This window comes from Corynebacterium maris DSM 45190 (genome assembly GCF_000442645.1).
Classification (GTDB): Bacteria; Actinomycetota; Actinomycetes; order Mycobacteriales; family Mycobacteriaceae; genus Corynebacterium; species Corynebacterium maris.
Genome location: NC_021915.1, coordinates 1427018 through 1441198, shown reverse-complemented (window position 1 = coordinate 1441198; position 14181 = coordinate 1427018). Strand labels below are relative to the sequence as shown.

Here is a 14181-nt window from a genome sequence, read left to right as displayed (position 1 = left end):
TCGGGGCCATGAAGATTTCTCGGCGATGGTGGCGGGTGCGGCGGTGACGGCGATTGCAGGGGCGGTAGCCGCGGCCAGGTGGGCGGCGACCCGCCCCGTCGACGGGACCACCGCCCGGTCGGACTATCCCCTCGGCGGCGAGCTGCCCTTCGCGCACGGCGTCGCCAGCGGCGACCCGTTGGTCGACCGTGTGATCATCTGGACCCGGCACACCGCCCGTGGGCGGCGTCCCCGCACCGTGGACTGGGAGATGGCCACCGACACGGGCTTCGAGCACGTGGTCGCCGCCGGCGCGCAGCAGGCCACCCGGCACCGGGACTGGACCGTCAAAGTCGACGTCACCGGCCTGCAGCCGGGCACGACGTACTTCTACCGCTTCTCGCACCGAGGAAAAGCTTCGGAGGTGGGCAAAACCCGGACCTTGCCCGAAGACCCGGAGCATCTGCGGCTGGCTGCGCTGTTCGTCGTGGTGGTCGTCGTACTTCTCCGGCTTCGGTCACCTGGCGCAGCGGAAGGACATTGACCTGGTCGTACACCTGGGCGACTACGTCTATGACTTCCCGGATTCCGGCGAACTGGTGCGCTCCCGGGTGGGGTTTGAGCACACCGCGCATCCGGACAACCGGAATTGGCGCACCCTGGCGGAAATGCGCCGACGCTACGCGCTGTGGCGCTCGGACGAGAATTTACGGCGCGCCCACCGCAGCCACCCCTTTTTCATGGTGTGGGACAACCACGACCTGACGACGCTGGGCGAGAACCAGCTCTCGGTGCCCGACGTGAACGTCCCCCGTACAGTCACCATCGAGGACACGATGCGGGCGTTTTGGGAATGGACGCCGACGCGCCCGACGAAGGGCGACGCTTCCGGCGAGTGGCTGCTCGTCGACGACCATTCCTACCCCGAGCCGGAAACCCTGAAATACATCTACCGCTCACTGCGCATCGGCGACCTGGTGGAAATATGGGCGATGGACGCGCAGTCGGGATTACCGGAATACGAAATCGACCACGACCACTCGCACGTGGGCAGCTCCTCCCTGCTGGGGTGCAAGCAATACGAGTGGTTGGTGGATGGCCTGCAGGCGGCAGAGAAACGCGGGACGAGTTGGAAGTTCGTGCTGAACCAGGCGTGGTTCACCACCAACGGCGTCCCCGACCCGTTGGAGTCGCGGGGTGTGCCGCATCTGGGGATCTCCCGGTGGACCGACTTCCAGTCGGAGCGGGAACTGCTCATCGAACAGATGAAGACGGTGAGCAACGTCGTCATGGTCACCGGCGACGCCCACGGAAACCTGGCCTCGGACGTTGTCCCGGACACCGCGCTGGAAGAAGGCTACGACGCCGGTCCCATCGGGTACAGCGATCGACACGGCGCGGAGCCAGGGAATCTGCGCGCCGGGGCGTTGCGCCGTGCGCCGCAGGGCGAGCATCGGCGGCAGTCGGTGGCGGTGGAATTCGCGGCGTCGTCGATGGGCCGGGGCGGGGTCGACGACACGTTGGCCAAGGAGTTGCCGGACATGGTCAAGGACGCCGGACAGACCGTGATTGATCTGCTCAGCGACGACGACCGGGCGGTGTTGCCTGAGGAATTGTTGGACGGCGACGACGACCGCGCCGCGGTGATTGCCCTGACCCGGGTGGCGGAGGCGGGTTTCCTGCGGGCGAACTACGCGTGTCAGTACCTGGACTGGGTGGATCACGGTTACGGGATCTTGGACGTCACGCGGGAGCGGGTGGTGGCGGAGTTCTGGTGGCAGGACAAGCGCACGCCGGACTCTGCGGAAATCCTGGGGCAACAGCTGGTGGTGTGGGGCGAGGAAGACACCTCAGTCGATCCCCCGCGTTTTCCGCACCAGATTGATCCGGTGAACCACCACGGTTTTGTGGTGCGCCCTACCCCACGGACGGACCTTTAGTTCACGGGCATGGTGCGCAGGGTAGTGCGGGCGACGAGTTTGTCGCGATGGTGCATCTCGACCTGCCAGAGCTGGGTACGGCGGCCGAGCTGGATCGGGGTGGCTTCCGCCTCGATGACGCCGGCCTTGACGGCGGAGATGAAATCGGTGTCGTTGTTTATGCCGACGACGGGGCCACCGGCGGCGACCATGCCGGCCAGGGAGGCCGTTGATTCGGCGAGGGCGCAGTAGACGCCGCCGTTGACCAGGCCCGCCGGCTGCAGGTGGTGGGAGGCGACGTGCAGGGCGGTGCGCACCCGGCCATGGGCGACGTGCAGGTAACGGATGCCCAAAGCCGCGTCGAGTCCGGCGGTGGCCTCGTTGAGCTGCTGGAGCGCGCCGTTGTTTAAAGGGGCACGGGCCGCGGCCGTCAAGATCTCATCTAGCTTCATGGCCTTGAGGCTACTGCACCGCGGTCAGGGTAATGACGGGCCATCCACATGGGGTCAGCCAGGACAGGTGGGGCTCCTGCTTCTCGGAGGGCCCCGCGCCACCCCCAAAAGATAGCACCTTTATGTGTCCCTGGCTGACGCTCACGCCCCCGGTGCGTAGACTTTGAGACATGACTTCCCAGAACGAACAACTCGCCCAGATCGGCGTCGTCGGACTCGCAGTGATGGGTTCCAACCTCGCCCGCAACTTCGCTTCCCGCGGCCACACCGTCGCCGTCTACAACCGCTCCCCGGAAAAGACCCGCACGCTCATCGCCGATCACGGCTCCGAGGGAGATTTCCTCCCCTCCGAGACCGTCGAGGACTTCGTCGCCTCCCTGGAACGCCCGCGCAAGGCCATCATCATGGTCCAGGCGGGCAAGGCCACCGACGCCGTCATCAACCAGCTCGCCGACGCGATGGATGACGGCGACATCATCATCGACGGCGGCAACGCGTTGTTCACCGACACCATCCGCCGCGAGAAGGAGATGCGCGAGCGCAACCGCCACTTCGTCGGCGCCGGCATCTCCGGCGGCGAAGAAGGCGCCCTCACTGGCCCGTCCATCATGCCGGGCGGCCCGAAGGAGTCCTGGGAAACCCTCGGCCCGCTGCTCGAATCGATCGCCGCCGTCGTCGACGGCACCCCGTGCGTGACCCACATCGGCCCGGACGGCGCCGGGCACTTCGTCAAGATGGTGCACAACGGCATCGAATACGCCGACATGCAGGTCATCGGCGAGGCCTACCAGCTGCTGCGTTTCGGCGCGGGCATGGAGCCGGCGGAGATCGCCGACGTCTTCGCGGAGTGGAACAAGGGCGACCTGGATTCCTACCTCATCGAGATCACCGCCGAGGTGCTGCGCCAGGTCGACGCCGAGACCGGCAAGCCGCTCGTGGACGTCATCCTCGACGCCGCCGGCCAGAAGGGCACCGGCCGCTGGACCGTCAAGGAAGCCCTCGACCTGGGCGTGCCGACCACCGGCATCGGCGAAGCCGTCTTTGCCCGCGCCCTGTCCTCCTCCTTGGACCAGCGCGCCGCCGCCAAGGGCAAGCTGCCCACCGGCGCCCTGAAGACGTTCGAAGACCTCGGCCTGAGCAAGGAAGAGTTCATCGAGGACGTCCGCCTCGCTCTGTACGCCTCCAAGCTGGTGGCCTACTCCCAGGGCTTCGACGAGATCCAGGCCGGCTCCGACGAACACGATTGGGGCGTCGACCCCCGTGACCTGGCCACCATCTGGCGTGGCGGTTGCATCATCCGCGCAAAGTTCCTCAACCGCATCGTCGAGGCCTACGACAACGACTCCGATCTGCCCTCCCTGCTGCTTGACCCGTACTTCAACGGCGAGCTCAAGGATCTGATCGACCCGTGGCGCAAGGTCGTCCTCTACGCCACGCAGCTCGGCCTGCCGGCGCCGGTGTTCACCTCTTCGCTGGCCTACTACGACTCCCTGCGTGCCGAGCGTCTGCCGGCCGCCATCGTCCAGGGCCAGCGCGACTTCTTCGGTGCACACACCTACAAGCGCATCGACAAGGAAGGCACCTTCCACACCCTGTGGTCCGGCGACCGTTCCGAGATCGAGGTCTAAGCCTCACCTCTCCCCTGCATTCCCCCTCACCCGGCGCGCCTTGGGTGAGGGGGTTTCTGTGTCTGGGGTGTGGACGTTCAGTGACGTCGCCGGTAACGGTCGGTGCGTAACTGTTCGTATCCCGGCGCGTCGCCGTCGCGGACTCGTTGCCAGGCATCGGTGAAGAGTCGTCGGTGGGTGGAGAGTAAGGGGCTGGCCCACACCACGGGGCGTGCTTTGGTGTCGCGCCACATCAGGTATAGCGGCGCCTTCCAGACCTCTGTGGCTTTGGAGCCGGGTGCCGCTGGTAGCCAGCCGCCGGGGAGGAACCTGCTGCGGCGGGCCCCGGGGCGTTTGGCTTCCAGTATCAACTTTTTGTCCACCAGTGGTGCGGCGGCTGCGTCAATGTCTTTGTTGCGCCAGTCGTTCCAGGCGCGGATGTTGGCGTCGGTGGGTTCTATCGGTGCCAGCAGCTGGAGGTAGTAGGTCGCGGACTCTTCGGGGAGGTCGTAGCGCTGTTCTATGGCTCGTACGGTGTCGGGTGCGCTGGTGCGGGGGTCCCAGGGGCAGCCGTGGGTGTTCGCCGGGTGGTCGAGGTCGGCGATCAACTCGTCGAGGTGTCCTTCGAGCAGTGCTCGGATGCCGTGGTCGAAGGGGTCGGTGAGGGTGTGGACCTTGGGGTCGTTGTAGTCGGTTCCGAGTTCTGCGGCGTGGAGGTCGTCGTTGCCGACGGTGTGTTCTGTGGCGTGGGTTTTCAGCCACTGGAGTTTCGCGGCGAGGAAGGCGCTTTCGTCGGTGTTCCAGGAGCGTAGTTGGATGAGCTGCAGCAGTGTGGACAGGTAGGCGTGTAAGTCTCGCAGGCTTACGTATTCGGGGAGGTGGGACAGTTGCACCGGGGTGAGGAGGTCGATGAACAGGTGCTCGGTCATGTGCCAGGTGGTTTTGATGGCGGCGTAGTCCGAGGTTGCCAGGCGTATGGCTGGGGCGCCGAACTCTTGGTGCCAGTAGGAGATGACTGCGTCGGCGTCGGGTGTGCCGTGGAGGAAGGAGGTGGGGTCGTCGGCGGGGACGGTGGCGCAGACGATGTTGTCCCAGTGGCCGCGTAGTTCCCGGGTTTGGATGAGCACGGCTGCGGCTTGTGTCGTGGAGAAGCCGAAGAGGTCTCGGGTGCTCTTCCATGGCTTCATAGCCGTGGTAGCCGGGTGCGCGGTTGAGCAGGTAGAGCAGGGTTTGGGGTAGTAGGCCGGTGTGTGCGGTGATGCGGTCCATCGCGGCGTGGTCCAGCTGGTCGATATCAATGGTCTCGTCTGGGTCGAGGGCGTCGGCGGCGTCGAGCACGGCCTGTAGGTCGGGTGCGGTCATCGGCCAGGTGCGGGGGTGTGTCAGCGGGGTGCCGCACAGGTCGGGTCGGTGGTCGGTGAGCAGGACCGGGTACACCTCCCCTGTCTGCGGGGTCCAGTGCCCGGAACGTTGGAAGGTCACCGCTTGGTCGACGACCGCTTGGAAAGGCACTTGTTTCTTTCGGTCGTAGCGTCTGGGTTCGATGAGATACGTGCTGTGCCACGGTCCGCACAGCAGGCCGGCGTCGATCATCGTGCGCACCAGGTCGGTGACTTCCCGGCGCGCCTGGGGTGGCCAGAAGCGGCGGGCGTGGGGGCCGAGGGAGCGGGCGATGAGCAGGGTTTCGTTGCCGATGATGCGGTTCTAGCCGGTGACGTGCAGGCCGTGGTCGTCGGTGGGGGTGGCGTCGGGGTTGCGGGCGTGGCGCAGTAGGCCGGCGATGCCTGCGACGGTGTGGGGGTGAGCCGTCGGGGCGGGTGTGGCGCCTGGGGTGGCCGCCGTGTCCGGGTTGAGCAGTTGGCTGGCTGCGCCGGAGAGCGTCAGTTCCGGTTCCGGGGTGTCGGTGTCTGGGCTCTGGTCGAGACCGGCGGTGTGGCGCAGTGTGGCGTAGTCCGTGGCCACTGCGTGCACTGCGTGGGCGAGGGTGGCGATGGCGTCGATGAGTTCGGGGTCGTCGGTGCCGAGTGGCGCGGCGATGACGTTTGTGTGGTTGTCGTTTTCGGTGTGTAGGGCGTTGAGTAGTTCTTCTGCGTGGGTGCGGGGGTAGGAGCGCATGCGGGTGCTGGCGGCGTCGTCGCGCGGGACGGTCTGGTGCAGGGCCGCCACGGGGAAGTGTTCGATCATGCGCATGGGGGTGGTGTTGCGGGCGGTGAGGTCGAGGTCGCGGCCGGTGTCGTGGTCGAGGAGGCGGTGGGAGTCGCGTAGCCAGACCCCTCCCCCGGGCCGGCGCAGGACTGCGGGGCAGTCGTGGGCGTCGAAAGTGCCGAAGGCCGTGACGATGCTCTCGTGTCCGCCTTGGTTCAGGTGGATTTGGGCGTGGACGCCGTTGATCGTTCCCAGGGGGCTGTCGGCCGTGCCCGGTTGGGCGGGCACGAGGGTGGAGTGCTCCAGTCGGATCTCGGTGTCGGGGCCCAGCTCCGGGATGTCCAGGCCCAGCTCGCGGAGGCCGAGGTCACGGGTGAGTTCCTCGGCGGTGTACTGGACCTGGTGGAAGCTTTCGCCGTCCCAGCGGTAGGTGCGGGAGTGGCCGCCGTCGGCGAGGACGGTGGCGGTGTCCGGGTCGGTGGTGAGCACGGTGGTGGCGGGGCCGAAGTGGGTGGTGTCCCCGACGGTCAGGTGGCCCTTGCCTGTCAGTCTGCCGTCCCGGTACGGCAGAGAGTAGTTGACGGCGGAGAACGTGCTGCTGGGGTCCGTGACCGTGGTGGCGGCCTGTGTGTGCAGCCAGTAGGCGAGGTAGTCGCCGCCGGTGTCGCGGTAGTAGCAGACGGCGGTCTCGCCCATGTGCTGGACGCCGAAGATCCAGTCCATGTCTTCCGGTAGCTGTCCGGACGCGATGACCTGATCGCCGTCGATGACCTCGAGGTGGCGGCCGGCGACCACGGCGACGGCCGGGTAAGTGCTAAAAAGCCGGTACTTCTCCGTGCCCGCCTGGGCGCAGAGCCGGCGGATGGCCTCTTCCGCGGCGGGCCAGGTGAGCTCGGCCAATACTCCGCCCCGGACGCTGTGCTGCAGCAGTGCGGCGGCGTCGACGTCGAGGACCTCCCGCAGGGGCTCTGGGAGGTGTTCCGCGATGGGTGGCTGGGCCAGGTCGGCTGCAGTGGCGTGAAACTCGCGTAAGCCTGCCACGCTCAGTGCCGGGCCGTCGCGCAGCTGGCGGTGGCGTTGCAGCACGTCGTCGAGGATCTGCCGGGTGCCGGATGTGGCCAGCAAGATATCGGCGTGTGAGCGGATCTCCGCGCTGCGCAGCGCCTGTCGGGCATCCTCGCCGAGGACGGGATCCGCCGCGACGTAATCGAGCGCCCGTGCGCGCACGCCGTTGGTGGCCTGCAGCCACGACGACCAGTTGACGGAGTGGTACCACAAGTCCGACTCCGGCCCGGCGATGCGCACCCCGCACTCCAATAAAGCGTCGAGCACGTCCAGATCCACATACTGCAAGGGCAACTGCACTTCATGTCCGGCGAGCTGCTCCCGGGTATCTAACACCTGGTCCACGAGCGTGCCCTGTCGGTCCGGGCGCTGCGGCATCTGCGCGATCAGCTCCAATAACCACTCGGCCCACGCCTGCGGATCAGCGCGCAGCTCGGCCACTGTCCCGCTTTCTTCCAGCAAGGCGAGGTATTCGTCGGTGTTCATCTCTCGAGGGTGAATCCGGGCCAGCAAGGAGCGCGCCGCAGGACGGGTCCGGGCATAGCGCACCAGGGAGTCACGTATCCCGCTCAGAAAGTCAGCCGGGGCGTGCAGTACAGCTGGAATGTCCACCACGGCGTCGAAGAACCGGTCGTCGGTCTCCGCGGCGCTGAGTCCGGAGATTTTTCCCGCCGCGCGCAGATCTTTCACCAGCCCCCGGTAGGGCTCATGCCCGGCGCGCAGGCGCGTGGCGTTGAGATCTATCAGGTAGTCGAGCACCCCGTGCGGGTCGCCGTCGCGCGCCGGGACGGCTTGCGCCTCGGCGCGCAACGCCTTGATGCCGACCACACCGAGGGCGGTGAACTCCTGAAACATCGCGCGGTGGCGCTGGTCGTCCACCGCCAGACTGCGGGTGCGTTCGGTCTCCCGTGCCTGGTTGAACATCTGTGTGGCGTAGGTGAGGTTGTCTGCGGCCGCGAAGATCCGGGCGGCTTCCTCCAGCAGGGTGGGCACAAAATGCGGGGCGGAAGCACTGAGGGTGGCGGCCAGCTGATTCAGCCGCTGCTTGACTGTGTTTTTCGCGCTCCCGGCGCGGCGTCGTGCCCACTCCAGTTCGCCGACCAGGTGCAGGGCGTGATGCGCGTTGTCCGGGTCGGAGAGGATCGGCCAGGCCGGGAAGCCGATGGCGCGTGGGGTGGTGTAGCCCACTGGGGCGTGGCTGACCGGCTGGGCTCCGATGGTGTCCAGAGTGCGGTCTTCTGCCTCGGTCAGGGCTTCGGGCACCAGGCGGACGATGGTGCGGCCCGGGAGGGTGTAGGCGGCGGCGGTCAGGTGCTGGGTCTGTCCCTGGGGTAGGTGGGTCAACGGTTCGATGCCGACGTGGGTACGTATGCGGGTCATTTAGTTGTCCTTGTGAGTGCGGCCGGCCCAGAGGTAGTCGGCCATGCGGATGGCTTCGGACCAGGCGATGGGCCCGACGTCAGCGGGATTAAGCGGTGTGTGGTCGGTGTGGAAGGACAGTTCTCCCAAGGTGGCGTCCTCATCCGGCAGATAGGCGTGGACCCCGAGTTCGGCGGTGACGCGGCGGCCGGCCTCAGTGACCTGGGTGCTCACGGTGCTGAGGGTGGCGGTGAATCCGGCGCTGCGGGCCCGGCCGATCAGGTGCCCGGCGCGTTCGTAGCGTGCGTGCCGATAGGCGTTGAGTGCGGTGGATTGCGCCTGGGCCCCGGCGGGTTTGTGGGTGATCTCCCGCCACAGTTGATCGACGCTCTGGTCGATGCCGAGTTCGACGGCCAGTTCCCGCCAGTCGTCGAGCCGCGTCAGCGTGATCGGATGCGGGATGCGCACGGCGGCGGCGTCGGTGCGGGTAATCCTCACGCTCTCGCGGTCCAGGCCCATCAGGTACAAGGCGACGGGGTCGGCGTGGCGCAGTAGACCGGTGACGACGCCGTCGGTGAGCACCAGATCAGTGAGCACGTCTTGCCAGACGTCGTCGGGCCAGACGGCGGTGAGCACGCTGACAGGTACTACCGCCCCGACGCTGAACCAGCCCCGGACGACGTCCCGGCAGGCGGCGGCGTGGTGGGCGAGGAAGGCGCGCCGGGCGTCCAGCTGTTCGTACACCTCGTGTGTGGTGGCCGCGGCGGGCACGGCGGGCAGTGGTTGGCCGTCGGCGTCAGCGGCGATGATCGCATCTCCTGCCAGGCGCAGCAGATAGCCGCCGGCGGGCAGCCAGTGCGTGGAGGCGTCGTCGAGGGGCTCGGTCATGGAAGGTGGCCCATTTCTGTGGGGCGGAGCACTGCGTCGGGGATCATCTGTTCGACAATAGTTTTGCCCGGCCCATGTCGCGCGCTTAAGCCCTCTCACCGGTAAGCGGGGCCGCGTGGTTGACGATCACCCCCCCCGCCTGCGGGTCGAGACAGATTGCCGCGAGCATCCTGATGCTGCTCAAAAACGGGTGACACACGTCTGTGACATCTTCCAGCGCCTGGGCCTGCACTACGGCGAAGACCATCGCCGGGTGCGCGCCATCTTGCGGTACCTGTCCGCCACCGGCGGGCTGGTGCAGGCCGTCACCGGTCCACCGATTCCCGCACCGGCTCCACCTGCGACTACACTTTGTGCAATGACTTCATTCGCTGACCTCGGTCTTCCCCGTCCTATCGTTCAGGTACTGGAGAAGCAAGGCATCACCGAACCTTTCCCCATTCAGGCCGCGGCCATTCCGGACGCTTTGGCCGGCCGTGACGTCTTGGGCCGCGGTCCGACCGGCTCCGGCAAAACCTTCACCTTCGGCCTGCCCATGCTCACCCGCTTGGCTAAGTCCGGGGCCTCGCGTCCCGGGCATCCGCGCGGGCTGATCCTGACCCCCACCCGCGAGCTGGCCTCCCAGATCAAGCAGCGTCTCGAAGATCCGGCTGCCGCCCTGGGGCTGCGCGTGCTCGAGGTCGTCGGCGGGGTGAGCATCAACCGCCAGATCACCTCGCTGGCCGCCCCGGTCGATCTGCTGGTGGCCACGCCGGGTCGTGCCCAGGACCTGATCAATCAGGGCAAGCTGTTTTTCGACCAGGTGCAGATCACCGCGGTGGACGAGGCCGACCAGATGTCGGACATGGGATTTTTGCCCCAGATCCGGAAACTGCTGGACACCACCCCCAAGCGTGGACAGCGGCTGCTGTTTTCCGCGACCCTGGACGGCGACGTGCAAAAACTCGTCGACCGCTACTTACACGACGAGGTCACCCACTCGACTGCCCCCGCCCAGGGCGCGGTGGACACCATGACGCACTACCGTCTGCTGGTCGGCAGCCGCGAGCAGCGCAACGAGATCATCCCGCACATCGCCGCGCGTGCCGGCAAGACCATCATGTTCATGCGCACCAAGCACGGCGTCGACCGACAGGTCAAGAAGTTGCGCCGCGTCGGCGTCAACGCCGAAGGCATCCACGGCGACAAGACCCAGGGTGCGCGCACGCGTGCGATCACCGGTTTCGGTGACGGCTCCCTGCCGGTGTTGGTGGCTACCGACATCGCCGCCCGCGGCATCGACATCAGCGACGTCTCGCTGGTGGTCCACATTGACCCGCCCGCCGAGCACAAGGCCTACCTGCACCGCTCGGGACGTACGGCCCGGGCCGGCACCGCGGGTGTGGTGGTCACCCTGGTGATGGACGAGCAGCGCAAGGAAGTGACCCAACTGCTGAAAAAGGCCGGCGTCGACGCTAAAGAAGTCTCCGTCTCCGTCGGCTCGCCGCAGTTGCACGAGATCACCGGCGCCCAGCAGCCGTCGGGGAGCCCGTTGCCGCCGCCGGGACAAAAGCAGGCGCAGCAGCAGGGGCGTAAGCCCTCGCAGCAGGGCCGCGGCGGGCGCAAGCCGCAGGGTGCCGGCCAGCGTCGCTCCGGGCAGTCGCGCTCGCGCGGACGTGGCCCCCGTGCCAAGTAAAGGCGCGTAGACCGTGATCCTCGACGCCCAGGTGTGGCGGGAGCGCCAGCAGGCGCACCACGACGCCGTGGATCAGCGCACCGCCGCGCACCTCACGCGCCGGCGCCGGCAGGAAAAACACCCCGTCTACGATTTTCTCTTCGAGTACTACCCCGTGCGTCCGGCGCATCTGCGCCGCTGGCACCCCGGGGCCGGCGTGTGGCTGGAAGATCCGGAAGGCCACGCGGTGCACAACCGCTGGCGCGACTACACCCGCCACCACGCGGCGGTGGGCGTCGACGTCGCCTCGTTTCTGGCGCGCCGCGGTACCGCGGTCGACGACATCGAGCACCTGTTGTGCTCCACCGCCGCCAATTCGGCGCACTTCGACTGTTTCGGCCTGCATGAATGGGCCATGTGCTACCGAGGCGGCGAACTTCGCCACGACCTGCCGCTGCGGTTGGGGCGTGCCGGCACAGACGCCGTCGTCGAGGACCATCAGCTCAAGTGCACGCACTACGACGCCTACCGGTTTTTCACCGCCCCGGCCCGGCCGTTGAACCTCACGGTGCTCCACCGCGACGAACAACCCCGCAACGATCAGCCCGGTTGCGTGCACGCGACGATGGATCTGTACAAGTGGGCCGCCAAACTCGCCCCGCTCGTGCCCTCCGAGGTGTGGCTGGAGACCTTCGACCTGGCGATGGACGCCCGGGTCCTGGACATGGAGGCCTCACCGTATGACTGCCGCGGAGTAGGCTTCGGGGTCGTCGCCGTCGAGACGCCGGAGGGCAAGGCGGAGTACGTTCGCAGGCAACGGCGCCTGGCGGAACGCGCAGACCTGCTGCGTGCTCGGCTTGTCGCACTCATCCAGGCCGCCCGGCGGGTTAAACTGCCAGCTAACACTGACTGAAAGGGATGACTCGTGGGCCGACACTCTGACGGGAAATCAAACTTCTCCTTATCGGCGAACGCGATCGTGGTGCTCGTCATCGTTATCGCCCTGATCGCCGGACTGATCTGGTGGTTCGGCTTCCGTCAGCCCGCCGGAGACGACACCACCGCAGTCGCCGGCGGCCAGGACAACGCGGAATGCCTCGAAGGCGAGCTAAGCCTGCCGCTGGCCGCGGAAGACGACGTCGACGGGCAGCGGCTGCTCGCCGCTTGGCAGGACACCGACCCCGTCGTGCGTGATCACTGCGTGCAGCCGGAACTGGTCGATGATCCGGCTGAGGCCGCCGCCTATATCGGCACCTGGCCCGCCTACGAGGCCGCCGGCCGCAGTGCCGCGGGCTCGGCGACCGTCGTGGATTCCCTTCCGGTCGGCGTCGTCGCCACTGGCGACGTCGACGTCTCTGAGTTGGCCGCCGACGAGCTCGCCTACCCGGTCGCGGATCACCCGGCGGTGGCTGCCGCGGTGGCCGCGGAACTGACCGCCGATGACGACGCCGCCGCAGCACTGCTGGATCGCGACGCGGAACTGACCCTGGCCCAGGCACAAGCGACCGGCCTCTACGCCGCCCCGCAGACGGCTACCGGCGAGGACGCGACCTTCACCGAACTCGGCTCCCTCGCCGTCGAGGCCGTGGCCTTGACCCCTGCCGGGGAGGTCTCTGAGGAGCAGTCCCGCGCCGCCGCGGAGTTCGTGGACTACTCCGCCGAGCAGCACTCCCCGACCGGGGATGTGCTCGCCGTGGAAAAACGACTGCTGGCCCAGGCCACCGGCGAGGTCGACGCCCAGGAAGACACCACCCCGCAGGAGAGCACCGCAGAGCAGAGCACTGCGCAGGAAACTACCCCCACCGAGGAGCCGGCCCCCGCCCCGGCGACGCCCCAACCGGTCACCACCCTGCTTCTGTTGGACACTTCCGAGCGGATCACCGGGCGTTTCGACGCGGTACGTGACGAACTCGCCGGCGTCGCCGCCGGACTGACCGACCAGGGCAACACCGTCGCGATCTGGAACTACTCCTCCCCGATCAACCCGGGCGTGCAAAAAGGCTGGCGCCGCAACCTCACCTTCACTGACGACGCCGACGCCGTGGCCAACGTGCTGCGCCAGCTGGGCACCGGCGGCGTCCCGCAGACGCGCTCGGCCGTGGTGGCCGCCGCAAACACCGCCGCCGATCAGGCCCGACTGGCCGACGAACCCGTCCGCGTGCTGGTGGTGACCACCGGCACCGAAGCCGACCTAAGCGACGAGGATTTCCGCCAGGCGCTCGGCCGGGCCCAGAGCGAGAACGTCATGATCGACGTCATCCACGTCGGTGACGCCCCCGTCGATCAGGCGCTGGCCGACGTCGCCGACTCCTCGACGACGGGGATTGGATCCCTGCGTGGCGCCGCCGGCCTGTAGCCGGAAAGCACGAGAACCCGCATACCGCCCGTGAGCTGGCGGTATGCGGGTTGTTGCGTGTGGTCCCGCGGAGTGGAAAGGTCTAGGAGGTCTTCAGACGCCGACGGGCGGCGAGCTCGTCCATGCCGACGACCTCGGCGCTGTCCTCGGCTTCCTGCGGGCTGACCCGCTCGGAGGGGAATTCGGCGATGGTGCCGGTCAGCTCCTTCATGATGCTCGGCACCGCGATGCCGAACACGCCTTGACCTCCCCCGAGCAGGTCGATGACCTCGTCGTTGGAGCGACACTCGTAGACTGTGGTGCCGTCGGAGACCAGCGTGATCTCCGCGATGTCGTTGACGCCGCGGTGGCGCAGCTTCTCCACCGCCAAGCGGATGTTCTGTAAGGAGATGCCGGTGTCGAGCAGACGCTTGACGATCTTCAAGACGAGGATGTCCTTGAAGGAGTACAGGCGCTGGGAGCCGGAGCCCTTGGCGTTGCGGATGGAGGGCTTGACCAGATCGGTGCGCGCCCAGTAGTCGAGCTGGCGGTAGGTGATGCCGGCGACCTGGCAGGTGATGGGCACGCGGTAGCCCACCTCCTCGCCCGGTCCGATGTCGAAGAGTGACTCTTGGACGGGCACTTGATTCTCGGCGTCTTCGAGGATGCTCACGTGATTACTCCCATGGGGTTGACAAAAAGCCTTAAAGCTCATTAAAAGCCAAGGTTATAACCAAGTCAACATTAAACGGGTTGACACGCCGAAAATCTAGACCTC

At 67.3% G+C, this 14181-nt stretch carries 11 protein-coding genes; 6 read left to right on the top strand and 5 right to left on the bottom strand.

Translation table 11 applies throughout. The features are described 5' to 3' along the window. Positions 1 to 43: 43 nt before the first annotated feature. Entirely contained in the window at positions 44 to 523 is a 480-nt protein-coding gene (locus B841_RS13350) for a PhoD-like phosphatase N-terminal domain-containing protein (protein WP_169466577.1), read from the top strand. Then, positions 441 to 1919, top strand: a complete 1479-nt coding sequence (locus B841_RS06750; protein ID WP_245561082.1) for an alkaline phosphatase D family protein — start codon at positions 441 to 443, stop codon at positions 1917 to 1919. Before B841_RS13350 ends, B841_RS06750 begins: the two co-directional genes overlap by 83 nt. On the opposite strand, the gene B841_RS06745 is transcribed toward B841_RS06750, so the two are convergent. Then, complete coding sequence (locus B841_RS06745) at positions 1916 to 2350, bottom strand: PaaI family thioesterase (protein ID WP_020934737.1); 435 nt, start codon at positions 2348 to 2350, stop codon at positions 1916 to 1918. The two genes, B841_RS06750 and B841_RS06745, sit on opposite strands and share 4 nt — an antisense overlap. A gap of 170 nt (positions 2351 to 2520) precedes the next feature. Here B841_RS06745 and gndA point away from each other — a divergent pair, with 170 nt between their 5' ends. After that, complete coding sequence (gndA, locus tag B841_RS06740; protein WP_020934736.1) at positions 2521 to 3978, top strand: NADP-dependent phosphogluconate dehydrogenase; 1458 nt, start codon at positions 2521 to 2523, stop codon at positions 3976 to 3978. 77 nt (positions 3979 to 4055) lie between these two features. Here gndA and B841_RS06735 read toward each other — a convergent pair whose 3' ends face one another. From B841_RS06735 to B841_RS06725, 3 genes are all read right to left on the bottom strand, one after another. Next, the gene (locus B841_RS06735) at positions 4056 to 5144 is read right to left on the bottom strand and encodes a hypothetical protein (RefSeq protein ID WP_169466574.1); all 1089 of its coding nucleotides are present in this window, start codon (positions 5142 to 5144) and stop codon (positions 4056 to 4058) included. A 517-nt stretch (positions 5145 to 5661) separates the two neighbouring features. Next, positions 5662 to 8547, bottom strand: coding sequence for a hypothetical protein (locus B841_RS06730; RefSeq protein ID WP_020934734.1), 2886 nt, complete (start codon positions 8545 to 8547; stop codon positions 5662 to 5664). Further along, positions 8548 to 9414: a DUF4132 domain-containing protein gene (locus B841_RS06725; RefSeq protein ID WP_020934733.1), complete on the bottom strand. Its 867-nt coding sequence runs from the start codon at positions 9412 to 9414 to the stop codon at positions 8548 to 8550. A 358-nt stretch (positions 9415 to 9772) separates the two neighbouring features. On the opposite strand from B841_RS06725, the gene B841_RS06720 reads away from it, so the two are divergent. The 3 genes from B841_RS06720 to B841_RS13345 are packed head-to-tail and all read left to right on the top strand — an operon-like array spanning position 9773 to position 13424. Further along, positions 9773 to 11089: a DEAD/DEAH box helicase gene (locus B841_RS06720; protein WP_020934732.1), complete on the top strand. Its 1317-nt coding sequence runs from the start codon at positions 9773 to 9775 to the stop codon at positions 11087 to 11089. Between the two features lie 13 nt (positions 11090 to 11102). Continuing rightward, positions 11103 to 11981 (top strand): hypothetical protein, encoded by an 879-nt coding sequence (locus B841_RS06715; RefSeq protein WP_020934731.1) that lies wholly within the window; start codon positions 11103 to 11105, stop codon positions 11979 to 11981. Positions 11982 to 11993: 12 nt separating this feature from the next. Beyond that, positions 11994 to 13424, top strand: a complete 1431-nt coding sequence (locus B841_RS13345) for a vWA domain-containing protein (protein ID WP_020934730.1) — start codon at positions 11994 to 11996, stop codon at positions 13422 to 13424. 82 nt (positions 13425 to 13506) lie between these two features. Here the strand turns inward: B841_RS13345 and B841_RS06705 are convergent, their stop codons facing one another. Further along, on the bottom strand, positions 13507 to 14076 hold the full coding sequence (locus tag B841_RS06705; protein ID WP_020934729.1) for a MerR family transcriptional regulator: 570 nt from the start codon (positions 14074 to 14076) through the stop codon (positions 13507 to 13509). Positions 14077 to 14181 lie beyond the last annotated feature (105 nt).

Bases quoted from the DNA above. Each gene is read 5' to 3' on its own strand.
- B841_RS06730 (WP_020934734.1), bottom strand. From the start codon at position 8,547: ATGACCCGCATACGTACCCACGTCGGCATCGAACCGTTGACCCACCTA.
- B841_RS06725 (WP_020934733.1), bottom strand. From the start codon at position 9,414: ATGACCGAGCCCCTCGACGACGCCTCCACGCACTGGCTGCCCGCCGGC.
- gndA (WP_020934736.1), top strand. From the start codon at position 2,521: ATGACTTCCCAGAACGAACAACTCGCCCAGATCGGCGTCGTCGGACTC.
- B841_RS06745 (WP_020934737.1), bottom strand. From the start codon at position 2,350: ATGAAGCTAGATGAGATCTTGACGGCCGCGGCCCGTGCCCCTTTAAAC.
- B841_RS06720 (WP_020934732.1), top strand. From the start codon at position 9,773: ATGACTTCATTCGCTGACCTCGGTCTTCCCCGTCCTATCGTTCAGGTA.
- B841_RS06735 (WP_169466574.1), bottom strand. From the start codon at position 5,144: ATGAAGCCATGGAAGAGCACCCGAGACCTCTTCGGCTTCTCCACGACA.